Here is a 24,793-nt window from a genome sequence, read left to right as displayed (position 1 = left end):
CACAGTGCTTTTCGGAAAATTTTTAGTTCTTGATACAGTTGAAAATTAGTAGATAAAAAAACAAACAAAGAAGGTGAATGAACATGAGTTGGCTAAAACGAGCTGTCCAAGCGGTAAAAGACAATGATCCAGCCGCCCGTTCGACTGCAGAAGTCATCTTGACTTATCCCGGAATTCATGCGTTATTTTGGCATCGTATTTCTCATTTTTTATATCAACATCAATGGTATTTATTAGCAAAAATGAATGCACAATTCTGGCGGTTTATGACCGGTATTGAAATTCATCCTGGAGCAAAAATTGGTCAAGGCGTTTTTATTGATCATGGGATGGGTTTGGTGATTGGTGAAACAGCCGAAGTCGAAGATGACGTGATTTTGCATCATAATGTCACTTTAGGTGGTACAGGAAAACATAAAACGAAACGTCATCCAACGGTTAAAAAAGGGGCTCTAATTTCCGCTCATGTTCAAATTTTAGGACCTGTAACGATTGGTGAACGAGCAAAAGTCGGTGCTGGAGCTGTTGTATTACATGATATTCCAGCTGATGCAACTGCCGTTGGTGTACCAGCGAAAGTTGTCCGAATGAAAGGAGAAAAAATTACGAATGATCAAGATTTACAATACATTGAGTAGAACAAAAGAAACGTTTTATCCTCTAGAAGAGGGAAAAGTGAAAATGTACGTTTGCGGACCAACCGTTTATAACTATATCCATATTGGGAATGGTCGTAGTACGGTTTCTTTCGATACGATACGTCGTTATTTAGAATTTCGAGGGTATGAGGTCAATTATGTCTCTAACTTTACGGATGTTGACGATAAAATTATTCGAGCAGCAAAAGAATTAAAAATTACGGCACCTGAAGTCGCAGAGCGTTTTATCGAGGCATTTACCGAAGATACGCAAGCCTTGAATGTCAAACCTGCATGCGCTCATCCACGTGTCATGGATCATATTGATGATATTATTGATTTCATTCAAGTTCTGATCGATAAAGGGTATGCTTATGAAGTCGAAGGCGATGTTTATTACCGAACACGTAAATTTGAATCTTATGGAAAACTAAGTGACCAATCGATTGATGAATTAGAAATTGGTGCCAGTCAGCGTACTGGTGAAGAACAACAAATCAAAGAAGATCCACTAGATTTTGCTCTATGGAAATCAGCAAAACCAGAAGAAATTTCTTGGGAGTCACCATGGGGAAAAGGTCGTCCAGGCTGGCATATTGAATGCTCGGTAATGGCAACGAAATTACTAGGGGATACCATTGATATTCATGGAGGTGGACAAGACTTGGAATTTCCACATCATGAGAATGAGATTGCCCAAAGTGAAGCAAAAACAGGCAAAAACTTTGCAAATTATTGGATGCATAATGGGTATGTAACCATTGGTGATGACGATGAAAAGATGAGTAAATCCCTAGGTAATTTCGTTACAGTTCATGAAATGGTTAAACAAATTGACCCACAAGTTTTACGCTTCTTTATGGCAACCACACAATATCGTCGTCCTATTCGCTATAGCGAAACAACATTGAAAGAAGCGACAACTAATCTACAACGATTACGGACAGCTTATGAAAATGCAGGATTCCGTTTAGCAGATGCTCAACATTCTTTGCCAAGCGATTCGGAAAAAATCACAGAAATCCAAGCCTTAGTTGAACGTTTTATAGAAGAGATGGATGATGACTTTAATACCGCAAATGGGATTACAGTTGTCTATGAATTAGCGAAGTGGTTAAATCTATACAGTGAACAATCAGAGGTTTCTCAAACTGTTTTAGAAAAAGCTCGCACAACCTTTACCCAATTATTAGAAATTTTTGGTATTGTTTTCCAAGAAGAATTGGTAGACTCAGAAATTGACGCTTTAATTGAAGAACGCAATCAAGCACGGAAAGATCGTAACTTTAGTCGTAGCGATGAAATCCGTGACTTGTTGAAGGAACAAGGGATTCTTTTAGAAGATACCCCACAAGGAACACGATGGAGAAAAGAATCATGAGAGATTATCGACAATTAAATGGTTTAGCATTAGCATATGTGGGAGATGCAATTTACGAAGTGTATATTCGTGACTATCTTGTATCGCAAGGTCAAACTCGTCCGAATCAACTACATCGTATGGCGACTCACTATGTCTCAGCGAAAGCCCAAGCAGCTTTAATACAAAAAATGTTAGAGGAAGATATTTTAACGACCGAAGAGCAAGACTTTTATCGTCGGGGTAGAAATAGTAAAAGTCATACAAGTGCTAAAAATGCAGATATTACCACTTATCGTATTTCAACTGGATTTGAAGCATTAATGGGCTATTTACATCTGACTGAACAAAAAGAACGATTGGAAGAATTGATTCAGTGGTGTATTGAAAAAGTCGCTGAACAAAAATAGAAGCAGAAGGAAGAGTAACATGACGAAAAAAGGGATTCTAATTGTGAATCTGGGAACACCTGAAAGTCCCACTACGACACATGTAAGAGAGTATTTAAAAATATTTTTGTCTGATCCGCGTGTGATTAAAACACCGGCAGCAATTTGGAAACCAGTTTTAAATGGCATTATTTTGCGCACACGCCCTAAAAAATCAGCAAAGTTGTATGAAAGTATTTGGCGTAAAGAAGGTTCGCCCTTATTAATATACGCCAAACAACAACAAGCATATTTACAAGAGTTATTGCCTGATACAACCGTTGCATTAGCCATGTCGTATAGCCATCCATTTATTCCAGAAGCCATTGACCAGTTACTAGCGGATGGGATTGATGACTTAACTATTTTACCACTGTATCCCCAGTATTCAGGTACAACAGTCGGCTCGGTTTTTGATGATGTCATGAACTATTTTGTTAAGAGCGATAAAATTGTTAATTTGCATTTTGTTCGTTCATTTTACGATCATCCGCTGTATATTCAATATTTTGCGGAGAAAATCAAAACGCAACTGGAACAACAAGCTGTGGATGCGTTGCTGTTTAGTTATCATGGTATTCCGGTTTCTTATGTGACCGATGGCGATAATTATCCAAGTGAATGTACCCGAACAACGGAACTAATTATGCAACAGATTGGCGAAATCCCTTTTTATCAAACCTATCAATCCAAATTTGGCCCTGCTGAATGGCTGACACCAGCAACAGATGCTACCCTGACGAACCTTCCCAAACAAGGGATTAAAAAAGTATTAGTCATTGCACCAGGATTTGTAGCGGATTGTTTAGAGACGATTGAAGAATTAGAAGAAGAAAACAAAGGATATTTCATGGAAAACGGTGGCGAAGAATTTTATTATCTCCCACCATTTAATGATGATCCACAATTAGCAGAAATTTTAAAACAATTAGCAACAAATTAATGAAACGCCGCCTCAGTTTTCTGGGGTGGGCTTTTTATAAAAAGGATGAAGAACAATGAAGAAAAATTTTAAAAATGATCGTCGTCGCAACGATAAGCACAACGACAAACGTCGACCAAATGGGCGTGAAGATAAGCCGACCGTCCGAACTGATGAAGAAATCGATGAGAACTTTGTTTTTGGACACCATGCAGTTGTTGAAGCATTAAAACAAGGTCGTGGCAATAAGTTATTTGTTTCAGAGGATGCCCGTGGTGATAAGATTGACGAATTAAAAGAAGTTGCGCGTGAGCAATCTGTGCCGATTAAATGGGTACCAAAACAAAAACTAGATCAAATGAGCAATCAAGGCGTACATCAAGGCTTAATTCTAGCGATTACGCCATATGAATATTTATCACTAGCTGAACTAATGGAACAAAGCAAAGAAAATCCGTTTTATTTGATTTTAGATAATTTGGAAGACCCACATAATTTTGGTTCGATTTTACGTACAGCCGATGCCAGTGGGGTAGATGGTATTATTATTCCTAAACATCGGGCAGTTGGAATTACGCCAGTAGTTGTCAAAACATCTACAGGTGCGGTTGAGCATGTACCAGTTGCTCGTGTGACAAACATTCATCAAGCAATCAAAGAGTTAAAAGAAAAAGGTTTTTGGATCTTTGGTACCGACATGCAAGGAACGCCTTATTCAAAATGGAACGCACAAGGTTCTATTGCGTTAATCATTGGGAATGAAGGTCGTGGCATGAGTGAAGGCTTGAAAAAAGAAGTTGATGAAATGTTGACAATCCCAATGGTTGGTCACGTCCAAAGTTTAAATGCATCAGTCGCAGCTGGTTTGTTGATGTACGAAGCTTTTCGTCAACGAGGCGATAGTCTATGAAAACACAACTGTTACTAGTAGATGGATACAATATGATTGGTGCTTGGCCGGAATTAGTAACACTAAAAAATCAAGATCGCTTAGAAGATGCCCGTGAAGCATTGCTACAACGTTTATCTAACTTTGCAAAATATGAAAATATTCGTGTGATTGTGGTTTTTGACGCACAATTGGTTCCTGGGATTACACAAAACTATACGAAGTACCAATTAGAAGTTATTTTTACAGAAGAAGGCGAGACAGCAGATAGTTATATTGAACGTGTGGCGGGTGAATTAAACAATCGTTTAACTCAAGTGACCGTTGCGACAAGTGATTTAGCTGAACAATGGGTTGTTTTTTCTCAAGGTGCTTTACGGACTTCTGCTCGTGAGTTGTATAAAACAGTTGAAAAAACAGAAAAAACGATTCATCAGCACCAACAAGACATCCACTTTACTAATTATCGCCGTAATTCTCCATGGGATGAAAAGCAGTTAAGCGTATTAGAACAAAAATTGAAAGAATTAAGTCAAAAAAAACCCCGAAATAAGTAATAGTAGATAAGAAATGGTCAAAATTTGACGCAATCAATGAGAGAATTTGAAAAATAATCATGTTATGCTCTTTTCATCACTTGATGAAAGGAGCTTTTATTTTTATGCAGCAGTTAATTCGACAAGCAAAAAAGGGCGATGATGACGCATTAAGAGAATTATTTTCACATTATCGTCCCCTCGTTTATAGTATCCGTAACAAATATTTTTTACGTGATTTTGACGACCAAGATTGGCTTCAAGAAGGGTTGATTACCTTTCACGATTGCTTACAAAGTTTTGAACCTGGATTTGGTACAACATTAGGGGCTTTTTTTAAACGAGCATTTGAAAATCGTATACGTAGTTTTGTTCGAAAAGAATGTGCGTATAAACGTAAAAGCAATCAACAAACCGTATCATATGAGCAAAAATTTTTACAAGAAGGCAATGAACTATCTACAGATTACAGTATGGTGGATAGTCCTTTAGACCATATTCTTGTGCAAGAAACATTAGATGAATGTCAAGATTTATTATCAGCACTTGAGAAAGAAGCGTTCGCAGTGTATGTCTTAGGCAATCATGCCAGTATTGCTTCTGAACGAGCGCTTCGTAGTGCCTATGATCGTTCGAAACGTAAAATTACACAACATTTAAAAAAATTAAAATCATAACCAATACGCAGGTTTGTTGGTATACTTTGTGCACAATGGATAAAAGTTTGTTCATTATTTTTTTCTTTTACCAGTATATTGAAGTTGAAATTTTATTTATATTGTGGTAAACTTGAAATTTTCAGACAATTATGTTAAAATCAATTTCGAGGTGAACGGGATGCCAACAACTTTAGCTACAATCAAAAAAGACTTGGAAGGTCGTATCGGCAGCGAAATTATGCTGGTTGCTCAGACTGGAAGAAAACGTCAAACAGAACGCCGCGGAATTTTGACAGAAACATATCCATCAGTATTTGTGGTGGATCTTGATCCAGACGAAAATTCGTTTGAACGTGTTTCCTATAGTTACTCAGATATTTTGACAAAAACAGTCGAAATTGAATTTCTATCAGAGGCAGTCTAATAAGAAATTAAAAGGGCTTAGCGAATGCGCAAGCTCTTTTTTAGTGGAGGAAATGAATGAATATTCAGATAAAATCTTTTTCAGAATTAACAACAGTCGAATACCATCGCTTACTAGAGATGCGCGTAGCAGTTTTTGTCGTAGAACAAAATTGTCCGTATCAAGAAATCGATGCCATTGATTTAGAAGCAACACATCTTTGGTTTGCAGATGAAGCAGACCATATTTTAGCCTATGCCCGGATTTATCAAGAGGCTGAAACAGTCCATTTTGGTCGTGTTTTAGTGGCAGAAGCATGGCGAGGACAACGATTAGGACAAAAACTTATTGCCGAAGTAATGACTTTTATTGAAAAAAACTATCCGCAGCAACCGATTAAGATTGGTGCGCAAGCTCATTTGCAAAAATTTTATGGTGCATTTGGTTTCCAACCGATTTCTGAAGAATATTTAGAAGACGGTATTCCACATATAGATATGCAAAAAAGTAATGCTTAAAACAAAAATATCCGAATGATAAAGAGGTGTAAGCCCCTCCTTGCCAAATAGACAAGGAGAGGTCATCATAATCTCTACCGTTCGGATATTTTTGTTTTAGTTATCGTATAAAAGACTAGACTTTTTCGTCTTTTTTCTCTTCATCAACGATTTCAACGTCAACTGGTAAACCAGATTGTAAACGTAATAAGTCACGAATCTCAGCTAAGTAATCTTCAGCAGTAACTTCTTCTTCTTCCTCTTCTTCAGGAGCTTTGTGGAAGTTTTGTAGTTTGTTAATGCCTTTAACTACTAAGAATAAAACGAAGCCGGTAATTAAGAATGTAATAATTGCGCTAAGCACACTACCGAAGTCGAAAGCGACTCCTTTGCGTGGTGTCCATACTAAAGCACCAAGCGACTCGTCCATATTTGTTGAATTAGTAAATAAGCTGATAACCAAAGCGATTAATGGTGTGATTAAACCTTCAACAACTTTTGTGACAATTGCTGTGAACGCACTCCCGATAACAACCCCGACTGCTAAGTCAATCACATTACCAGTAACGATAAATTCTTTAAACTCTGCAAATATTTTTTTCATAGTAACTCTCCTTTCTTTGTTGATAAGTGTAGTATAACGGAATTGTAGGTAATTGAAAAACAATAAAGCTAGGATTCTGTTAATTTTCTGTAATCAGTCCCCTATGTTATAATCTTTAAGAATGACAAAGATAAAGGAGCAAAAAAATGGCGATACAACTACAACCTGGTATTCAATTAACGGTAATTCCAACTGAAAAATATAAAACAATTCGTACTTTTATTCGCTTTTCAGCACCACATAGCAAAGATGCAGCGGCTAAACGTACATTATTAACAAGTTTACTTGAAACAAATAGTTTACATTATCCAAATCAAACCGATTTAAGTGCCAAACTAGCTGAATTATATGGTGCAAGTTTTGGTTTAAACGTAGGTAAAAAAGGGAATATACATCAAATAAATGTTGCTTTATCTTTAGTGAATGGTAAATACATCGGTAATGACCAGGTATTTACCGAGGGAATGGATTTTTTAAAGGAAATTCTTTTTTATCCTAATATTAAAGAAAATATTTTTGATGAAGAAACATTCCGTTTGGAAAAAGACAATCTTATCGCTTATCTGAAAAGCTTACATGAAGACAAACAGACAATGGCTTCTTTACGCCTACAAGAATTGTATTTTAGTAAAGATGAAAATCAAAAAGTACCAAGTTTTGGTGATTTTAAACATTTAGAGCAGGTTACTTCGCAAGAGTTAGTGGTAACTTATCAAGAGATGTTGCACAACGATCAAATTGATATTTTTGTTGTAGGTGATATCACGCAAGATCAAGTACAACAAACTTTAGCAAACTGGGAATTTCCTACTAATGTACGTCAACATCCAGAAATCTACTATCGTCAACCGTTAGTGGCTACAGTAAACGAAGAAATTGTTCATGAACCAGTCACGCAAGCAAAACTAAACATGGGTTTCCAGACTTCGGTGTATTATGGCGATTCTCGTCGTTTTGCCTTAATGGTCTTTAATGGATTGTTTGGTGGGTTCCCACACTCCAAACTGTTTTTAAATGTCCGTGAAAAAGAAAGCTTAGCGTATTATGCGTCGAGCAGTGTGGATACATTCCGGGGGTTAGTGACTGTCCAAACGGGAATTGATGGGAAAAATCGGATGCGTGTTTTAGAATTAGTTAAAGAACAATTGGCGAGCCTTTGTGCAGGCGATTTTACAGAAGAAGAAATTGCGCAAACTAAGGCGATGTTACGCAATCAATTTTTATTGTCCTTAGATAACCCACAATCTTTAATTGAAACAGCCTATTTGAATCAGTGGCTACCAGAAACCCAGTTAACTGAATCAGAATTTTTAACAGCTTTAATGGCGGTGACAAAAGAAGAAATTCAGACCGTTGCACAAGACATCACACTACAAGCAATTTTTGTTTTAGATGGAGAGGAATAGCATGGAGAAAAAAGTTTACGAGCAACTTAATGAAACACTTTATAAAGAAGTTTTACCTAATGGGCTGAAAGTGTTTGTTTTGCCAAAACCAGGCTTTCATAAAACCTATGGGCTATTTAGTACCAATTATGGTTCAATTGACAATGAATTTGGTTATGTTGGTGAAGAAATGACCCGTGTTCCTGATGGGATTGCGCATTTTTTAGAGCATAAATTATTTGAAAAAGAAGATGGCGATGTTTTTCAGCTATTTGGTAAACAAGGTGCATCTTCCAATGCTTTTACGAGTTTTACTAAAACAAGTTATCTTTTTTCGGCAACGGATAATATCGAAGAAAACTTGTTGACTTTGGTTGATTTTGTCCAAGATCCTTATTTTACAAAAGAAACCGTTGAAAAAGAAAAAGGGATTATCGGGCAAGAAATTCAAATGTATGATGATGACCCAAACTGGCGTCAATTTTTTGGTATTTTGAAAAACTTATACCCAAAACATCCGTTACACATTGATATTGCAGGAACGATTGAAAGTATTGCTGAAATCACAGCCGAAGATCTGTACCATTGCTACCATACGTTTTATCATCCAAGTAACATGACATTATTTGTAGTAGGCAATGTTGATCCTGAAGAAATGTTGACATTGATTCGTGACAATCAAGCAAGTAAAACCTTTGCAGAAATTCGTGAAATTAAGCGTCATTTTCCAGAAGAAACTCTTGCTGACATTGTTCCGTTTAGTAGCGTCCAAATGCCAGTAAATCGTACAAAAGTAGTAGTAGGTATTAAAGGTTTTTCTGAAAATTTACCAAAAGAAGAAAATGAATTATTACGTTTTAGAACGTCGATTAATTTATTATTTCAATTATTAATGGGGAATACGAGTAAGAATTATTTGCGTTTGTATAATGAAGGGATTATCGATGATACGTTTGGCTTTGAGTTTTCGTTAGATCGTAGTTTTCATTTTGCTGATTTTTCTGGAGATTCAGATCATCCAGATACGTTTTCAGCAGCGATTGAAGAATTACTTTTAAATTTTGCCCAAGATTCAGAAGTCAATGAAGAAAATTTGATTCTTTTGAAGAAAAAAATGCTTGGGAAATATTTCCAGTCATTGAATTCATTAGAATTTATTGCCAATCAATTTACACAAGATTTGTTTGGCGATGTCACCTTATTTGATGTACCAGCAGTGATTCAATCGATTCAATTGGAAGATGTTTTAAATGCAGGACATCAATTTATTAAAAAAGCAGCATTTAGTCGTTTTTATTTGTCACCATTAGAAAAATAAGTTTTAAAATTTGTTTGAGACTGCACAATTAGCTATCCTCAACAAGTTTTATTTATGGTATTCTAGGATATATTGATTTTAAAGACTGGAGAAGATGGACGAGTGGGCAATGAACTAATTATTGGAGATCGTTTACGGCAAGCCCGAAGAAAAAAAAATATTAGCATCAATGAATTGCAAAAGCAAACGAAAATTCAAAAACGTTACTTAGAAGCAATTGAACGAGGTGCGTTTGATGTATTGCCAGGAGAGTATTATGTACGTTCCTTTATTCGTGAATATGCAGCTGTAGTAGGCGAAGATGGTGACTATTTAGTAGCAGTATTTGATGGCGAAGAGAGTTTTGAAAAAGAACCACCTAAGCGCCCGGAACCTGAAAAAGTCAGTGGCTCACGTAAAGCGCAACATGAAGAGTCTGTCCGACGTAGAAAAACCTTAACTGAATACACGCCAATAGTTTTATTAGGTTTGGTGGCCTTAACAATTATTACAATTGTCGGATACATGACATGGCAGGATCGTCATGCGACACCGATTATTGGTAATCAGAGCCAGCCAGATATCACTGTAGATCAATCTCTTATTTCCAGTACCCAAGCATCAACTCATGCTTCCAGTGAGGAGCAATCAAGCGAGTCAGAACCTGAAAAAAAGTTATTAATCAAACGTGAAGAATCCACACAGGCTGATGCAATGTTTACTATTTCAGAAGCAAAGGGTCCTATTGAGTTGACGTTTGTAGGAAAAAATGATCGTTGTTGGGTAGGCATTTTGGTAGATAATAATTACGTGTTTCAACAAACTTTACAACCAGAAGAAGAAGCGAAAATGACTTTACCAGAAGGGGTTACACAAGCAATGGTTACACTCGGTGAGAGCGCAAATATTGACGTAAAAGCAGGCGGAGAAATTGTTGATTTTAGCGATGCAAGATTTGAACTACTACAAAAAAATCTTCATTTCACTATTTCTTATCAAGAGTAACGATTTATTGTAGCTAAAACGAGAGAAAAGAGGAACATACGTGAATTTACCAAATAAGTTAACTGTTTTAAGAATTTTTATGATACCAATTTTTATTGTGATTTTAGCAATACCGTCTCTAGATTGGGGAGCCTTATCTATAGGTTCTGTCGAATTACCTGTGACTCATTTAGTGGCTGCAATTATTTTTGCGATAGCGAGTTTTACCGATTGGTTAGATGGCTACATTGCGCGGGCGCAAGGTTTAGTGACGAATTTTGGAAAATTTGCTGATCCATTAGCAGATAAAATGTTGGTAATGACAGCATTTATTATGTTAGTCGAATTAGGAAAATCACCTGCATGGATTGTGGCAATTATCGTTTGTCGTGAATTAGCTGTGACCGGTTTACGACTATTGTTGGTTGAAGGTGGCGAAGTAATGGCGGCTGCCTGGCCTGGGAAAATTAAAACAGCTACGCAAATGCTAGCAATTATTTTTCTGTTAATCGATAACGTACCGTTTAATTTAATCGGTTTACCTGTAGATCAAATCATGTTGTATATCTGCTTAATCTTCACGATTTATTCGGGTGTGGATTATTTTGCAAAAAATACAGCTGTATTTAAAGGCTCTATGTAAAATGAAAGTCAGGCATCTTCAAGATGTTTGGCTTTTTTGTTGTAAACGACTTTCTTTAATAAATTCCTTCAATGATTTAAAATAAAAAAGAGAAAACGTCGTATATTAAAAGTAGGAGTGTGACACATGAAGGCAGAAATTATTGCAGTAGGAACCGAATTGTTATTAGGACAAGTAATAAATACCAATGCAACTTTTTTATCAGAAGAGTTGGCAGGATTGGGAATTGATGTGTATTATCATAGCGTTGTTGGAGATAATTCTGAACGCTTGAAATCATTATTAGAATTAGCAGACCAACGCAGTGACTTGATTGTTTTATGTGGGGGACTAGGTCCAACCGAAGATGATTTAACCAAACAAGTCACAGCAGCGCATGTAGGACAGGAATTAGTACGTGATGAAGTAGGGTACCAAAACTTGCTTGCCTTTTTTGAAAAACGCCAACGTCCTATGACCGAAAATAATCTCTTACAAACATTAGTTTTTAAAGATGGTATCTCATTACAAAACAGTACTGGCTTAGCTGTAGGCATCTTTTACACTTCTACTAAGGGAAATCATTACTTATTGCTTCCTGGACCGCCAAGCGAGCTAAAACCGATGTTTTATAACGAAGTAGTTCCTTTACTCACTAAAAAATTTCAAAAAGAAGATCAGCTGATTTCTCGGGTGTTACGTTTTTATGGGATTGGTGAGTCGCAGTTAGTGACGGATTTAGCAGATTTAATTCAAAGTCAAACAAATCCAACAATTGCTCCTTATGCTAAGCCAAATGAGGTGACGTTAAGATTAACAGTGAAAACGACTGATGAAACACAAGGCTTGGCTCAACTTGATGATTTAGAAAAAATGATTCAAGAACGAGTGGGAGAATATTTCTATGGCTATGGGGAAGAAAATTCCTTAGCCAACGTTGTCGTGGGATTATTGAAGAAAAAGCAACAGACTTTAACTGCAGCTGAAAGTTTAACCGCTGGTGCTTTCCAAGCGGCACTGGGAGATATTTCAGGTGTTTCTGAAGTTTTTCCTGGGGGATTTATTACTTATTCTGCGGCAACAAAAGCCGATTTTTTAGGAATTGAGAAAAACTTTTTAGAAAAAGTGGGAACAGTTAGTCAAGAATGTGTCGAACAAATGGCAATTAATGCGCGTAAGTTAGCAAAAACGGACTATGCAATTGCTTTTAGTGGGGTAGCCGGTCCTACTGAATTAGAGGGACAGCCAGCTGGTACTGTCTGGATTGCCTTAGCTAGTGAACAAAGGGTGACCAGCTACAACTATCATTTTACTAGAGACCGTAGCTATATTCGTCATAGTGCTGTAATGACAGGCTTAGATTTAATACGACGTGAATTGTTGAATTGGTAGGCGAATGTTTGTTCGCATATTTCTTGCTTTTTGTTAGAAGAAAAGGTATTATAGATACATGAAGAAAAACATATAATTGATATGGTTTGAATATAAGGAGGATTATCCGAGTGGCAGATGATCGTAAAGCAGCCTTAGATGCTGCATTGAAAAGAATTGAAAAGAACTTCGGTAAAGGTGCAGTAATGAAACTTGGGGAAAAAGCAGATCAACGTATCTCAACGATACCAAGTGGTTCATTAGCATTGGATGTTGCATTAGGTGTTGGTGGTTTTCCTCGAGGACGTATTGTTGAAGTCTATGGTCCAGAAAGTTCTGGTAAAACAACGGTTGCTTTACATGCTGTTGCAGAAGTTCAAAAACAAGGTGGAACTGCAGCCTTTATTGATGCAGAACACGCTTTAGATCCTCAATATGCTGAAAAATTAGGCGTAAACATTGATGAACTGTTACTTTCACAACCAGATACTGGTGAACAAGGTTTAGAGATTGCCGATGCGTTAGTTTCAAGTGGCGCGGTAGATATTGTCGTAATTGACTCCGTGGCTGCCTTAGTACCGCGTGCCGAAATTGATGGAGAAATGGGCGATGCTCACGTTGGTTTGCAAGCTCGTTTAATGTCGCAAGCGTTACGTAAATTATCTGGTACCATCAATAAAACAAAAACAATTGCGTTATTCATTAACCAAATTCGTGAAAAAGTCGGTGTCATGTTTGGTAACCCAGAAGTAACACCTGGTGGCCGTGCATTGAAGTTTTATGCAACCGTGCGTTTAGAAGTACGTCGTGCCGAACAATTGAAATCAGGAACAGATATTATTGGGAACCGTACTAAAATTAAAGTGGTCAAAAATAAAGTAGCACCACCATTTAAAGTAGCTGAAGTAGATATTATGTATGGCGAAGGCATTTCGCAAGTTGGTGAGTTATTAGATATGGCAGCTGAAAAAGACATCATTGATAAAAGTGGTGCTTGGTATTCATATAAAGGGGACAGAATTGGACAAGGTCGTGAAAATGTCAAAAATTATATGAAAGACCATCCAGAAATGGTGGCAGAAGTATCTGCACGTGTTCGTGATGCGTATGGTATCGGAACAGGGGAAACATTAGAGGAAGAGGGACAGGAAGAACTTCCTCTAGGAGAATAAGCAAATAAGATTGCGGTAAGAACCTGTTTAGGTTTCTTACCGTATTTTTTTTAGATGAAAAAGCGAAATTTAAACAATGGTAGCGCATGCGATTTCGAGGCAACTCGTCTTTTTTAAGTTGACACTCTTCCTTACAAACATTAGAATAAAATTGTGTGTATAACACACATATGCAAGTAGGCATATTGATAATTTTATTCTAATGTTTGTTTATCAAAAAACTACAAATTGAAAATAAGAAAGATAGTATGGAGGTGATTCATCAATGGGACTTAACATTCTCCTCGCTATCATCGGATTAATTGTCGGTCTATTCGCTGGTATTTTTGTCACAAATTCTCGCCATGAAAAAGCTGTGAACGGCGCGAAAAATACTGCAGAAGGTATTTTAAATACTGCCAAAAAAGAAGCAGAGACTTTACGAAAAGAAGCGTTGTTAGAAGCTAAGGAAGAAAATCAAAAGTACCGATCAGAAATTGAAAGTGAGTTGAAAGAAAGCAAACTTGAGTTAAAATCACAAGAAAACCGCTTACTACAAAGAGAACAATTACTTGATCGCAAAGATGATTCTTTGGAAAAACGTGAACATTCGTTGGCTAATAAGGAATATAAAGTCAGTGAGAAACAACAATTAATAGACGAGCGAGAAAAAGAAGTTGAAAAACTAATTGGCGAACAACAAGCAGAATTAGAACGAATTGCTGCATTGTCTAGAGAAGATGCAAAAGAAATCATTATGAAATCAACCGAAGAAGAGTTGAATCATGAATTAACGGTTATGGTAAAAGAATCAGAACAGCGAGCCAAAGAAGAAGCCGATCGAAAAGCGAAAAACTTACTTTCGTTAGCTATCCAACGCTGTGCGGCAGATCAAGTATCTGAAACAACCGTCTCTGTTGTGACTTTACCAAATGATGAAATGAAAGGCCGAATCATTGGTCGCGAAGGAAGAAATATTCGCACGTTAGAAACACTTACAGGTATCGATTTAATTATTGATGATACACCAGAAGCAGTTGTGTTATCCGGTTTTGATCCAATCCGACGCGAAATTGCGCGGATGACTTTAGAGAAACTGATTCAAGATGGACGGATTCACCCTGCAAGAATCGAAGAAATGGTTGAAAAATCACGGAAAGAAATGGATGAACGCATTCGCGAATATGGTGAACAAGCAGCTTTTGAAGTTGGTGCGCATACTTTACATCCAGATTTAATCAAGATTTTAGGACGGTTACGCTTTAGAACAAGTTATGGTCAAAACGTCTTAAATCACTCAATCGAAGTTGCGAAGTTAACAGGTGTTTTAGCAGCAGAATTGGGTGAAGATATTCAATTAGCAAAACGTGCAGGTCTTTTACATGATATCGGAAAAGCACTAGATCATGAAATTGAAGGTTCTCACGTACAAATTGGTGCAGAACTTGCTGCGAAATACAAAGAAAATCCAGTGGTAATCAATGCGATCGCTTCTCACCACGGAGATACAGAAGCAACATCTGTCATTTCTGTTTTGGTAGCAGCAGCGGATGCATTATCTGCGGCTCGTCCGGGAGCGCGTAGTGAGTCACTTGAAAACTATATTCGTCGTTTAGAAAACTTAGAAAATATTTCTAACAGCTTTGCCGGTGTTGATTACAGTTTTGCTGTTCAAGCAGGTCGTGAAGTGCGTGTGATGGTCAAACCAGAAGAAATCTCAGATATGGATGCTGTTCGTTTAGTACGAGACATTCGTAAGAAAATTGAAGATGAACTGGATTATCCAGGGAATATTAAAGTAATCGTTATTCGCGAAACGCGTGCAACAGATTACGCAAAATAAACAGGTGGAAAGACATCCTCGAAAATGGGGATGTCTTTTTTTATGCGCTCTCCTTTAAAAAAGTGATTCAGCAACAGTTGTTAGTACAAGCAATCCTGATAGGATAATTGAGCATGACGTGGAGCACTATTTTTTTTGGAAGTCTAGGTTTTATTTTGTTTGGTAATGAAGAAGGACGAGTCAGCTATGATGCAGGTGATTTAAATCCAATAATTCAAAAGAAAACACCTCGATTATTACGAATAGACGTGTTGCGATTAGAAGCTGAACAAGCTTTACTCTTAGAGAATATAAAATTGCATAATAATGCAAAGTTAAACCAATAAACAATTTTGTTGATCTAGTCTATGAATTGACTAGAAAAGATATTATCTACAAAAATTTCCTATAGTCACTCAAAATAGAAAGGAACAATATTTTGCATCAATAAAAATAAGGTTACTTTTATCATGTTAGAAAACATAACATGAATAGTTATAATTTTCAGATTATTTTCATTTTTTTTACAAAAACACTAGATTTACTAAAAAAGTGATGTTATGATTTCTAACATAAAAGGAGGCGGTACTATGGATACAGGAAATATTGCATTTATTTTGCTATGTGCGGCACTAGTTTTTCTTATGACGCCAGCATTAGCATTTTTCTACGGAGGTTTAGAACGAAGAAAAAATATTTTAAATACGATGATGATGGTCATCGCAACAATCGGATTAGCATCCGTCTTATGGATTATTATTGGTTATTCGCTATCGTTTAGTGGAGAAAACTCATTTGTTGGAAACTTTGATAAAATGTTCTTTAATGGTGTTACTGCTGAAGATGCAGGTGGGATTCCCGAATCATTATTTGCAGCATTTCAAATGATGTTCTCAATTATTGCCGCAGCGATTATTACAGGTTCAGTTGTAGGTCGTATGCGCTTTTCAGCAATTTTTACTTTCATTGCTTTTTGGTTGATTTTGATTTATTATCCAATGGCTCATATGGTATGGGGCGGTGGATTTTTACATGAGATTGGTTCAATTGACTTTGCGGGCGGGAACGTTGTACATATCAGTTCAGGATTTGCTGGGTTAATCTTAGCGCTTGTTGTTGGTAAACGTCGTGAGTTCCATCAAACGGAATACCGTCCACACAATATTCCATTTATCGTTTTAGGCGCTGGTTTATTATGGTTTGGTTGGTTTGGTTTTAATGCCGGTTCAGCTCTAGCTGCGGATGGTTTGGCCATTCATGCTTTATTAACAACGAACACAGCTGCTGCAAGTGCAATGTTGTCATGGATATTAGTTGAGAAATTAACGATTGGAAAACCAACAATCGTGGGTGCTTGTACAGGGGCAATCGTAGGTCTAGTTGCGATTACGCCAGGCGCTGGTTTTGTCTCTCTATGGTCTTCATTTATCATTGGTGCAATTACTAGTCCAATTTGTTATTACTTCATTTCAAAATTAAAGCATCGCTTAGGATTAGACGATTCATTAGATGCATTTGGATGTCATGGTGTTGGTGGGATCATTGGAGGAATTTTAACAGGAATCTTCGCTGATCCAGCAGTTGGTGGCTATAGTGGTTTGATTTACGGAGAAACTTCTTTATTTGTCGCACAAGTCTTAAGTATCGTATTTACGCTCGCTTATGTAGGGATTATCAGCTACATCATTATCTTTGTTATTAAGCTAGTGATGCCAATCCGTGTAACTGAACAAGAAGAAGCATTAGGTATGGATAAAACAGAACACGATGAGACAGCCTACCCAACATTTATGGGCTTAGATTCTTAGGAGGAGTGAGCGTATGAAAAAAATTGAAGCGATTATTCGTCAAGAGAAATTAGAAGAATTAAAACTTGCTTTGGATAAAGATTTTCAAATTAGCGGAATGACCGTCACTCAAGTTTTAGGACACGGGAATCAAAAAGGCGTGGCAGAATTTGTTCGTGGACAAAAAGTTATTCCAACATTATTGCCTAAAATCGCCATTTGGTTGATAGTTGATGATGCTCAAGTGGAAGCCATTGTCGATCAAATTATTGCCATTTGTCATACTGGAGAAGTCGGCGATGGAAAAATTTTCATCTATAATGTGGAAGAAGTTATCCGTATTCGTACAAAAGAACGTGGAGAAGAAGCAATTTAACTATAAAACAAGGAACAGCGCATATTAGCTAAATATGTGCTGTTTTTTTTGAATACTGTTCTCGATAGGTCTTGTGAAAACGCTTTTGTTATAGTACAATACTTATTGTATTATAACAAAATTGTTCAAGGAGGTTCTTACTATGGTTGAAAAATATTTAAATTATGTTGGTGAATTGATGACGGATGTGGATTATGTTGCATCGGGGTACCCGAAAGATTTTTTAGAAGTCAAGGTAGAACAAGCTTTACCATTTCGTTTTTATTGTAGTATGCAAGAAAATGATTGGGAAGAAGTGACTCCTGAACAACGCAAGCAGTTAATTAAGCAATTAAGGGATAAAAAATCAATCTATTCAAAAAGTGATCATCGTTATTACATGTTAGATTTCTATTTAGCAAGTTTAGGCAGTTTGTAAGAAAAAAAGTTCTAACGTTCATTTGAACGCTAGAACTTTTTTATACTTTTCGACGTCTAGCAAAATCCACAAAGCGGAATTTATCTAAACGGTGAATGGATTCGGTGTACTCAAAACAACGAGTATCTTCTAAATACACTAAACTGCGTACAGTCACTACGTGTTGATCTTCAGGGTGTAAATTCATCAAATCACGTAATTCTTTGTTGACAGGGTCAACAGTAATCTCTTTTTGTGCGTAGGCAATTTCTAAACCTAAATCATTCTCAAAATAATCATAAATTGATTTTTCAGCTTTGTTTTCAGGAAGTTCAGGGATGATGTCAGCAATTAAATAATCTTTATCTAAAATGACAACCTCACCATCAATTCGGCGTTGGCGAATTAAGCGCCATGCTTCAGCTGCGACAGGCCAATCGGTAATTTCGTGCAACGAAGGAGAGACGGCAATTTTGCGTATCTCTACAACGCTTGTTTCACTTGGAATTTGTTGGGCTGTTTGGAGCTCTTTAAAACTTGTTAGTCCTGAAATTGGAAAATCAAAACGATTTAAATCTAAAACAATCGATCCTTTTCCTTGTTTTTTTTGGATATAACCGGCATCACGTAATAAATTCAAGGCTTTGCGTACTGTTTCTCTCGAAACGCTATACATTTTAATCAGTTGATTTTCACTTGGTAATAGCGTATGGGGCGGATATTCTTTGGCTAATATTTTTTGTTCCAAATCTAGGAATATTTCTTTGAATTTATTCATCACTCACCCTCCTCCAATCCATTATAGCGACAGGGAGTTAGGAAAGCAAACCACTATTTTTGTAATAATTCAGCAACAGAAATATCTGTTAATTTATGGACAATTAAATCAGCACCGTGTAATTCTTCACCAGAGTATACACCGACTGCGTACATACCTGCTGCTTTAATTCCATCTAGACCAGCTTGGGCGTCTTCAAAGCCAACTGCTTCAGCTGGAGTAATATTGATAGCTTCTGCTGCACGAACAAAGATTTCTGGGTCCGGCTTTCCTTTTGTTAATGTTGCAGGATCAACGATGGCATCAAATGCCTCTTGAACTCCTAATTTTTCTAAGATAAATGGCGCATTTTTAGAAGCTGAGGCAATGGCACATGGTACATTTTGTGTTTTTGCGTCATTTAAAAATTCTTGGACACCAGGTAATAAATCTTCTGGTGTTAGGTCTTGTAACAATTCAACATAGTGGGTATTTTTCTTTTCAGCTAGTGCTTCTTTTTCTTCTGTTGTGTAAGCATCAGCTTTATTACCATAAGCTAAAATACGTTCTAACGAGTCCATACGACTAATCCCTTTTAATTGCTCATTGAATTTCAAATCAATCTCGATTCCGATTTCATCAGCTAAATCCTTCCATGCTAAGTAATGGAATTTGGCAGTGTCAGTAATTACGCCATCTAAATCAAATACAAATCCTTTTTTCATCTTGTTGTACGCTCCTTAATAGTTGATAGTTGCCTGTTGATTGGCTGTTAATGCAATTGATTGGCCGTTCACTTCAATTGTTGTTGTTTGATCGGCAGTCACCTGTAAAGCAGTTTTTGTCGCATTTATATGCAAATGAATACCACGAATTTTTAAATTAAAGGCGATAGCATTCCAAGCTTCAGGTAAGTTTGGTTCAAAGCTAATCATCTCTTTACGGATATCTAATCCAGCAAAAGTAGTTAATGGAATAAATAAGGTTGCTGCCATTACGCCCGCATGAATCCCTTCTGCTGTTGTGCCACCTTGAATGTCTCGATAATCTGAGTATAAAGCCTCTTGATAAAGTTTCCAAGCTAACTCTTGATCGTCAACCATTGCAGCTAATTGAGCATGAACAACACGAGAAAGGGTAGAACCGTGAGACGTACGCTCTAAGTAATAATTTAGGTTACGTTCTACATAGTCATTAGGTAACTGATAGTTCAAATCTTCAAGGATTAAGCGAACTTGCTCTTTAGAGAAATTATAGAAAATCATTAGGCTGTCTGCTTGTTTTGCAACTTTGTATGCATCTGCTGATTCACCTTCTGCATTTAAGATACGATCCATACGGTAAATATTGCCATATTTTTCTTTGTAGTGATCCCAATCTAAGTCTTTTAAGTCAAAGTAACCTTCAAACTGTGCGATAATGCCATCTTCATTAATTTCTAGACCTAATTGCTGTTTCATCGCTGCCATTTTTTCTAATTGTTGTTGCGTAATACCAGTTTTTTCTTGAATAGTTTGGACAATCTCAGAGGATAATTGTTCGGTCAAATGTTCGATTTCTTCAAACAACCAAACTACCATCATATTTGTATAGGCATTGTTTTTCAAACCGCCTTTTTCAGCATTTGGATAACTTTCATGAAACTCATCTGGTCCCATCACTCGGTCGATAAAGTAACGTTGTGTTGTTTCATCGAAAGTTGCGGCACTTTGCCAGAACTGTGCGATTTCCAACATTAGCTCTAAACCATATTTTTCCATAAATGCAACATCATTCGTATTGTGCCAGTATTGCCATACGTTGTAAGCAATCGCTAAGGAAACATGACGCTGTAAACGACTGTGATCTTCTTTCCACTCACCACTGATTGGATTTAAATGTAGTTCTTGTGATTGTTCTGTACCGTCCAACCCTGATTGCCAAGGGAACATCGCACCTTGATAACCGGCTTTTTTCGCATCTTTTTTCGCCATTTCTAACCGACGATAACGATACAACAATAACTCTTTTGCTGTTTCAGGGAAATGAATAATATAAAATGGTAAGATAAATAATTCATCCCAGAAGATATGACCACGATACGCTTCACCATGTAACCCACGAGCTGTCACACTAGCATCTAGATTCTTATTGCCGTTTGGTGACGCAGAAGCTAACAAGTGGAAAGTGTGTAAATTTAACATTTTTTGTGACATCAAATCGCCATCAATCTCAATGCCAGCGGTTGCCCACAAAGTTTTCCAAGCTTCGGTTGAGGCTTGATAACTTTCATCAAAAGTAAGGAAATCAGTAGAAAAATCGATGGTTGGTACTTCTTCATTTTCGCGGTATTGGTCAACAATAACCGTCTTTTCAAATGTATAAGCAGTTCCTTCATTCGCTTGAATCGTTAATGTTTGACTGATTTTTGTTTCCGTTTCTTTTGTTGTTAGTTCTGATAATGTTTCGTCATAATATAATTTTGCTTGTTGGGCAACGGTGATATTTGATGTATTTGTTTTTGCTGTTAAAGCAATATAGTTTTGTTTCGCTTGTAGATTAGTTACCTCTAAATGCTCGCATGACAAGCTACGGTAACGGGCAACATTATAGTTATAAACGGCACCATCTGCTTCTGATACAAATGTAATTTCTCCAGAAAAATTTAAGGGTGTAAAGGTATAAGAAAGGTTAAATTGATGCACATTTGCCATACTTGCAATTTTTTTCGTATGAATGGCTAATTTTTTACCATCAGTTAATTGAACAGTAGTCCAAGCTTCAAATAAACCTGTTTTCAAATCTAAACGACGTTTCATTGCCAAAACTTGATTATTGGCAATATCTATCCGTTCATCATTCACGATTAAAAACATTTTTTGTAGATTTGGTGCATTTACGAAATCTTCATTGTAGATGGTACGATCAGCGACTTGAGAGGCAGCGGTATTATATAGGCTTGCTAAGTAAAGTGCTGGATAGTTTTCATCGGCAATTTCCATCTCTGGTGTTGTTCCACGTAGCCCTAAAAAGCCATTTCCAACTGTTAGTAATGATTCAACAGAATATTCATCTTTTCCTGGTGTATAGCCATGGTAAACAACCTCCCATGGAATATTTGTAGCCTGGTCAATTGCTCCTGTGACAAATGGACGATTGGTTTTTTCAGTTAAATATTGAGCTAATTCAACGGTTTGTCCATCGATTTTTAGGATTTCCTCTTTATTAATCGAACCTTGAGTGACCTCGTGTTTGCTGATTATCTCAGTTAATTGGTTGATACGTTCGGCAATATCTCCCTCTAAGACGATGGTTGTGTCATTTTCTAAGGTAGCTGTCCAGTTTGTAGCTTGTACATCTATTTTCATTTTACTTCCCCTTTCTACTTGTCTATACATGCAACCAAAGTATAACGGAAAATGAAAGCTTTTACAACGGATATTTATGTTTTTTATTTATGAAAATGCAAAAAGAAATAGAAAAACCAAATTTTATAAAAGAAAATAAGATGTGAAAATACTGGTACACCAATATTCTGATGTTTATCAAGTAACTTTTTTTGCGAAAAAATAATAAAACGCTTGCATTATAAAGAGTCACAAGTTATGATTAGTTTGTAAGTACACATGTATATACAAATTAAGTGTTAGGAGGATACAACAATGGGAAAATATCAAGCTGATGCCGAGAAACTGCTTGAGTTTGTTGGGGGAAAAGAAAACATTGCAGCAGTAACACACTGTGCGACACGAATGCGTTTTGTTTTAAATGATCCTGCAAAAGCAAATGAAAAAGCAATCGAGGAAATACCAAGTGTGAAAGGTATGTTTACGAATGCTGGACAATTCCAAGTAATCATTGGAAATGATGTCTCAACATTTTACAATGATTTTTCAGCGACTTCAGGAATTGAAGGGGTTTCAAAAGAACAAGGGAAAGCTTTGGCAAAACAAAATCAGAATCCTTTGCAACGAGCGATTGCTGTTTTAGCCGAAATTTTTACGCCATTATTACCAGCTATTATTGTCGGGGGTTTGATTTTAGGTTTTCGTAATTTATTAGAAGGTGTACAAATTGCAGCGCTCGGCCAAAAAATGATTGATGGTGTAGCCGCAACCAATGTGGATGGTACACCAATTTATCAGACAATTGTTGATGTTTCACAATTTTGGTCAGGTGTAAATAGTTTCTTATGGTTACCAGGGGAAGCGATTTTCCACTTCTTACCAGTAGGAATTACTTGGAGTATTACTCGTAAAATGGGTACTACTCAAATTCTAGGGATTGTTTTAGGGATTACATTAGTATCTCCACAATTACTAAATGCTTATGCTGTAAATAGTACAGCCGCAGCAGATGTTCCATTCTGGGACTTTGGTTTTGCTCAAGTTAATATGATTGGATACCAAGCACAAGTTATTCCAGCGATGTTAGCCGGCTTTACACTTGTTTATTTGGAGAAATTCTTTAGACCAAGAATTCCGGAAGCCATTTCAATGATTTTTGTCCCGTTGTTTTCATTATTACCAGCGATTTTCTTCGCTCATACTATTTTAGGTCCAATTGGTTGGAAGATTGGTACCGGTATCTCGTATGTAGTAAATGCTGGATTAGAATCGCCAATTTCATGGTTATTTAGTGCTATCTTCGGAGCAGTTTATGCACCATTAGTTATTACTGGATTGCATCATACAACGCTTGCGATTGATGCGCAATTAATTGCAGACTTTGGTACAACGAACTTGTGGCCAATGATTGCCTTATCAAATATTGCGCAAGGTGCAGCCGTATTTGCGGTATTATTCTTGCATCGTACAGATACAAAAGAAAAAGAAATTTCACTACCATCAGGGATTTCTTCATGGTTAGGTGTTACGGAGCCTGCGATGTTTGGGATTAACTTAAAATATGTTTATCCTTTTGTTGCAGCAATGATTGGTTCAGGTATTGCTGGAATGTTCAGTAATATCATGGGCGTTCGTGCCAATGCAATTGGAGTTGGTGGTCTACCAGGTATTTTAGCTATTAACGGAAATATTGGCGGTGGTTGGTTAGCCTTCACGATTGCGATGGTGATTGCGATTGTTGTACCATTTGTCTTAACCATTGTTTTCCGTCAGCGTGGATGGTTCAATAAGATTGATCGTGTTGGTAAACAAGCTGTTGCCGCAGGTGTCGTAGATGTACCTGTTGAAGTAGAAGCAACATCAGAATCCAATGAAGTAGTCACAGAAGAATTATTTGCTACCGTTAATGGAAAGGTTATCGGAATTGGTGAAGTGAATGACCCAGTATTTGCTCAAAAAATGATGGGTGATGGGTTTGCAATACAACCAACTGACAAGCAGGTATTCTCGCCAGTAGTTGGAACAATTACTAGCGTATTTGATACGCAGCATGCAATTGGAATTTTAACTCCAGCAGGTGCTGAAGTGCTCGTACACATGGGCTTGGATACAGTTGAATTAAAAGGTGCACCGTTTAATGTTAAAGTCAAAGCAGGTGACAAAGTAACACCAGAAACTGAATTAGCAGAAATGGATTTGGAAGCAGTGACAGCTGCTGGAAAAGCAACGGATATTGTAACCGTCATCACGAATGCCGATCGTGTTGCTGGTCTAACCGTAACTTTGGGTGAAACGACTGCTAAGACACCTATTGGTAAAGCCGAAATTTTAAGCTAACTGACGTTTAATAAAAATAAAAAATATGCTAGAAAATCTTTGACTAAGAGATTTTCTAGCATATTTTTTACAAGAAGTTATAGCAGATAGGTGCACATTGTTTGGCTAATAAATTTTACCACTATCTAGGGCAAAGAGGGGAAATGTGCGTTTCTTGAATACGCTCATTCATTTAAGATTAAAGTCTATTTTTTTACCTTGTCTTGTCATTGAGACCTATGCTATGGTTGGAATAATAACTTTAA

General features: G+C 36.9%; 25 protein-coding genes. 21 read left to right on the top strand and 4 right to left on the bottom strand.

The features are described from left to right. Window positions 1–83 precede the first annotated feature (83 nt). The 9 genes from epsC to AC4BC5_RS06765 all read left to right on the top strand — a co-directional run bounded on the left by epsC (window position 84) and on the right by AC4BC5_RS06765 (window position 6,353). Window positions 84–638 (top strand): serine O-acetyltransferase EpsC, encoded by a 555-nt coding sequence (gene epsC, locus AC4BC5_RS06805; RefSeq protein WP_490497360.1) that lies wholly within the window; start codon window positions 84–86, stop codon window positions 636–638. Beyond that, on the top strand, window positions 610–2,019 hold the full coding sequence (gene cysS, locus AC4BC5_RS06800) for a cysteine--tRNA ligase (protein ID WP_490497359.1): 1,410 nt from the start codon (window positions 610–612) through the stop codon (window positions 2,017–2,019). Before epsC ends, cysS begins: the two co-directional genes overlap by 29 nt. After that, window positions 2,016–2,408: a Mini-ribonuclease 3 gene (locus AC4BC5_RS06795; protein WP_490497358.1), complete on the top strand. Its 393-nt coding sequence runs from the start codon at window positions 2,016–2,018 to the stop codon at window positions 2,406–2,408. The genes cysS and AC4BC5_RS06795 overlap by 4 nt, the downstream gene beginning before the upstream one ends. 19 nt (window positions 2,409–2,427) lie before the next feature. Continuing rightward, window positions 2,428–3,369: a ferrochelatase gene (hemH, locus tag AC4BC5_RS06790; protein ID WP_490497357.1), complete on the top strand. Its 942-nt coding sequence runs from the start codon at window positions 2,428–2,430 to the stop codon at window positions 3,367–3,369. 55 nt (window positions 3,370–3,424) lie between these two features. Next, entirely contained in the window at window positions 3,425–4,258 is an 834-nt protein-coding gene (gene rlmB, locus AC4BC5_RS06785) for a 23S rRNA (guanosine(2251)-2'-O)-methyltransferase RlmB (protein WP_490497356.1), read from the top strand. After that, window positions 4,255–4,794 (top strand): NYN domain-containing protein, encoded by a 540-nt coding sequence (locus AC4BC5_RS06780; protein WP_490497355.1) that lies wholly within the window; start codon window positions 4,255–4,257, stop codon window positions 4,792–4,794. The genes rlmB and AC4BC5_RS06780 overlap by 4 nt, the downstream gene beginning before the upstream one ends. 104 nt (window positions 4,795–4,898) lie before the next feature. After that, window positions 4,899–5,450 carry an RNA polymerase sigma factor gene (locus tag AC4BC5_RS06775; protein ID WP_490497354.1) on the top strand — a complete coding sequence of 184 codons (552 nt, stop codon included), beginning with the start codon at window positions 4,899–4,901 and terminating at the stop codon, window positions 5,448–5,450. Window positions 5,451–5,610: 160 nt separating this feature from the next. Then, a complete protein-coding gene (locus tag AC4BC5_RS06770) occupies window positions 5,611–5,856 on the top strand; it encodes a Veg family protein (protein WP_016176080.1) in 246 nt (81 codons plus the stop codon). Between the two features lie 56 nt (window positions 5,857–5,912). Next, window positions 5,913–6,353 carry a GNAT family N-acetyltransferase gene (locus tag AC4BC5_RS06765; RefSeq protein WP_490497353.1) on the top strand — a complete coding sequence of 147 codons (441 nt, stop codon included), beginning with the start codon at window positions 5,913–5,915 and terminating at the stop codon, window positions 6,351–6,353. Between the two features lie 115 nt (window positions 6,354–6,468). Here AC4BC5_RS06765 and mscL read toward each other — a convergent pair whose 3' ends face one another. Next, window positions 6,469–6,927, bottom strand: a complete 459-nt coding sequence (gene mscL / locus AC4BC5_RS06760) for a large conductance mechanosensitive channel protein MscL (RefSeq protein WP_490497514.1) — start codon at window positions 6,925–6,927, stop codon at window positions 6,469–6,471. A gap of 155 nt (window positions 6,928–7,082) precedes the next feature. Between mscL and yfmF the strand changes: the two genes are divergently transcribed. The 11 genes from yfmF to AC4BC5_RS06705 all read left to right on the top strand — a co-directional run bounded on the left by yfmF (window position 7,083) and on the right by AC4BC5_RS06705 (window position 18,149). Beyond that, window positions 7,083–8,342, top strand: coding sequence for an EF-P 5-aminopentanol modification-associated protein YfmF (gene yfmF, locus AC4BC5_RS06755; RefSeq protein ID WP_490497352.1), 1,260 nt, complete (start codon window positions 7,083–7,085; stop codon window positions 8,340–8,342). A 1-nt stretch (window position 8,343) separates the two neighbouring features. Beyond that, entirely contained in the window at window positions 8,344–9,639 is a 1,296-nt protein-coding gene (gene yfmH, locus AC4BC5_RS06750) for an EF-P 5-aminopentanol modification-associated protein YfmH (protein ID WP_490497351.1), read from the top strand. Between the two features lie 72 nt (window positions 9,640–9,711). Continuing rightward, window positions 9,712–10,623, top strand: coding sequence for a helix-turn-helix domain-containing protein (locus tag AC4BC5_RS06745; RefSeq protein ID WP_490497350.1), 912 nt, complete (start codon window positions 9,712–9,714; stop codon window positions 10,621–10,623). Window positions 10,624–10,663: 40 nt separating this feature from the next. Next, window positions 10,664–11,245, top strand: coding sequence for a CDP-diacylglycerol--glycerol-3-phosphate 3-phosphatidyltransferase (gene pgsA, locus AC4BC5_RS06740; RefSeq protein WP_490497349.1), 582 nt, complete (start codon window positions 10,664–10,666; stop codon window positions 11,243–11,245). A gap of 126 nt (window positions 11,246–11,371) precedes the next feature. Next, window positions 11,372–12,616 (top strand): competence/damage-inducible protein A, encoded by a 1,245-nt coding sequence (locus AC4BC5_RS06735; protein ID WP_490497348.1) that lies wholly within the window; start codon window positions 11,372–11,374, stop codon window positions 12,614–12,616. 110 nt (window positions 12,617–12,726) lie between these two features. Next, window positions 12,727–13,767: a recombinase RecA gene (gene recA, locus AC4BC5_RS06730; RefSeq protein ID WP_490497347.1), complete on the top strand. Its 1,041-nt coding sequence runs from the start codon at window positions 12,727–12,729 to the stop codon at window positions 13,765–13,767. A gap of 265 nt (window positions 13,768–14,032) precedes the next feature. Then, entirely contained in the window at window positions 14,033–15,589 is a 1,557-nt protein-coding gene (rny, locus tag AC4BC5_RS06725) for a ribonuclease Y (RefSeq protein WP_490497346.1), read from the top strand. A 113-nt stretch (window positions 15,590–15,702) separates the two neighbouring features. Further along, entirely contained in the window at window positions 15,703–15,915 is a 213-nt protein-coding gene (locus AC4BC5_RS06720; RefSeq protein WP_490497345.1) for a hypothetical protein, read from the top strand. Between the two features lie 243 nt (window positions 15,916–16,158). After that, on the top strand, window positions 16,159–17,376 hold the full coding sequence (locus tag AC4BC5_RS06715) for an ammonium transporter (protein WP_490497344.1): 1,218 nt from the start codon (window positions 16,159–16,161) through the stop codon (window positions 17,374–17,376). A gap of 13 nt (window positions 17,377–17,389) precedes the next feature. Further along, the gene (locus AC4BC5_RS06710; RefSeq protein WP_490497343.1) at window positions 17,390–17,731 is read left to right on the top strand and encodes a P-II family nitrogen regulator; all 342 of its coding nucleotides are present in this window, start codon (window positions 17,390–17,392) and stop codon (window positions 17,729–17,731) included. 142 nt (window positions 17,732–17,873) lie between these two features. Continuing rightward, window positions 17,874–18,149, top strand: coding sequence for a hypothetical protein (locus AC4BC5_RS06705; protein ID WP_490497342.1), 276 nt, complete (start codon window positions 17,874–17,876; stop codon window positions 18,147–18,149). A gap of 40 nt (window positions 18,150–18,189) precedes the next feature. Here the strand turns inward: AC4BC5_RS06705 and treR are convergent, their stop codons facing one another. From treR to AC4BC5_RS06690, 3 genes are read right to left on the bottom strand one after another with little or no spacing between them, the layout of a single operon-like run. After that, a complete protein-coding gene (gene treR / locus AC4BC5_RS06700) occupies window positions 18,190–18,906 on the bottom strand; it encodes a trehalose operon repressor (protein WP_207941934.1) in 717 nt (238 codons plus the stop codon). A gap of 53 nt (window positions 18,907–18,959) precedes the next feature. Then, a complete protein-coding gene (gene pgmB, locus AC4BC5_RS06695) occupies window positions 18,960–19,610 on the bottom strand; it encodes a beta-phosphoglucomutase (RefSeq protein ID WP_490497341.1) in 651 nt (216 codons plus the stop codon). A 15-nt stretch (window positions 19,611–19,625) separates the two neighbouring features. After that, a complete protein-coding gene (locus tag AC4BC5_RS06690; protein WP_490497340.1) occupies window positions 19,626–22,232 on the bottom strand; it encodes a glycoside hydrolase family 65 protein in 2,607 nt (868 codons plus the stop codon). A 294-nt stretch (window positions 22,233–22,526) separates the two neighbouring features. On the opposite strand from AC4BC5_RS06690, the gene treP reads away from it, so the two are divergent. Continuing rightward, window positions 22,527–24,548 (top strand): PTS system trehalose-specific EIIBC component, encoded by a 2,022-nt coding sequence (treP, locus tag AC4BC5_RS06685; RefSeq protein ID WP_490497339.1) that lies wholly within the window; start codon window positions 22,527–22,529, stop codon window positions 24,546–24,548. The last annotated feature ends 245 nt before the right edge of the window (window positions 24,549–24,793 follow it).

Source organism: Enterococcus sp. AMC2644 (genome assembly GCF_058216475.1).
This window is presented reverse-complemented; position numbering and strand designations above follow the sequence as displayed.

Excerpts from the sequence above, each read along its gene's own strand:
- epsC (WP_490497360.1), top strand. The coding sequence starts at position 84 with ATGAGTTGGCTAAAACGAGCTGTCCAAGCGGTAAAAGACAATGATCCA.
- cysS (WP_490497359.1), top strand. The coding sequence starts at position 610 with ATGATCAAGATTTACAATACATTGAGTAGAACAAAAGAAACGTTTTAT.
- AC4BC5_RS06795 (WP_490497358.1), top strand. The coding sequence starts at position 2,016 with ATGAGAGATTATCGACAATTAAATGGTTTAGCATTAGCATATGTGGGA.
- hemH (WP_490497357.1), top strand. The coding sequence starts at position 2,428 with ATGACGAAAAAAGGGATTCTAATTGTGAATCTGGGAACACCTGAAAGT.
- rlmB (WP_490497356.1), top strand. The coding sequence starts at position 3,425 with ATGAAGAAAAATTTTAAAAATGATCGTCGTCGCAACGATAAGCACAAC.
- AC4BC5_RS06780 (WP_490497355.1), top strand. The coding sequence starts at position 4,255 with ATGAAAACACAACTGTTACTAGTAGATGGATACAATATGATTGGTGCT.
- AC4BC5_RS06775 (WP_490497354.1), top strand. The coding sequence starts at position 4,899 with ATGCAGCAGTTAATTCGACAAGCAAAAAAGGGCGATGATGACGCATTA.
- AC4BC5_RS06770 (WP_016176080.1), top strand. The coding sequence starts at position 5,611 with ATGCCAACAACTTTAGCTACAATCAAAAAAGACTTGGAAGGTCGTATC.
- AC4BC5_RS06765 (WP_490497353.1), top strand. The coding sequence starts at position 5,913 with ATGAATATTCAGATAAAATCTTTTTCAGAATTAACAACAGTCGAATAC.
- yfmF (WP_490497352.1), top strand. The coding sequence starts at position 7,083 with ATGGCGATACAACTACAACCTGGTATTCAATTAACGGTAATTCCAACT.
- yfmH (WP_490497351.1), top strand. The coding sequence starts at position 8,344 with ATGGAGAAAAAAGTTTACGAGCAACTTAATGAAACACTTTATAAAGAA.
- AC4BC5_RS06735 (WP_490497348.1), top strand. The coding sequence starts at position 11,372 with ATGAAGGCAGAAATTATTGCAGTAGGAACCGAATTGTTATTAGGACAA.
- rny (WP_490497346.1), top strand. The coding sequence starts at position 14,033 with ATGGGACTTAACATTCTCCTCGCTATCATCGGATTAATTGTCGGTCTA.
- AC4BC5_RS06720 (WP_490497345.1), top strand. The coding sequence starts at position 15,703 with ATGACGTGGAGCACTATTTTTTTTGGAAGTCTAGGTTTTATTTTGTTT.
- AC4BC5_RS06715 (WP_490497344.1), top strand. The coding sequence starts at position 16,159 with ATGGATACAGGAAATATTGCATTTATTTTGCTATGTGCGGCACTAGTT.
- AC4BC5_RS06710 (WP_490497343.1), top strand. The coding sequence starts at position 17,390 with ATGAAAAAAATTGAAGCGATTATTCGTCAAGAGAAATTAGAAGAATTA.
- AC4BC5_RS06705 (WP_490497342.1), top strand. The coding sequence starts at position 17,874 with ATGGTTGAAAAATATTTAAATTATGTTGGTGAATTGATGACGGATGTG.
- treR (WP_207941934.1), bottom strand. The coding sequence starts at position 18,906 with ATGAATAAATTCAAAGAAATATTCCTAGATTTGGAACAAAAAATATTA.
- pgmB (WP_490497341.1), bottom strand. The coding sequence starts at position 19,610 with ATGAAAAAAGGATTTGTATTTGATTTAGATGGCGTAATTACTGACACT.
- AC4BC5_RS06690 (WP_490497340.1), bottom strand. The coding sequence starts at position 22,232 with ATGAAAATAGATGTACAAGCTACAAACTGGACAGCTACCTTAGAAAAT.
- treP (WP_490497339.1), top strand. The coding sequence starts at position 22,527 with ATGGGAAAATATCAAGCTGATGCCGAGAAACTGCTTGAGTTTGTTGGG.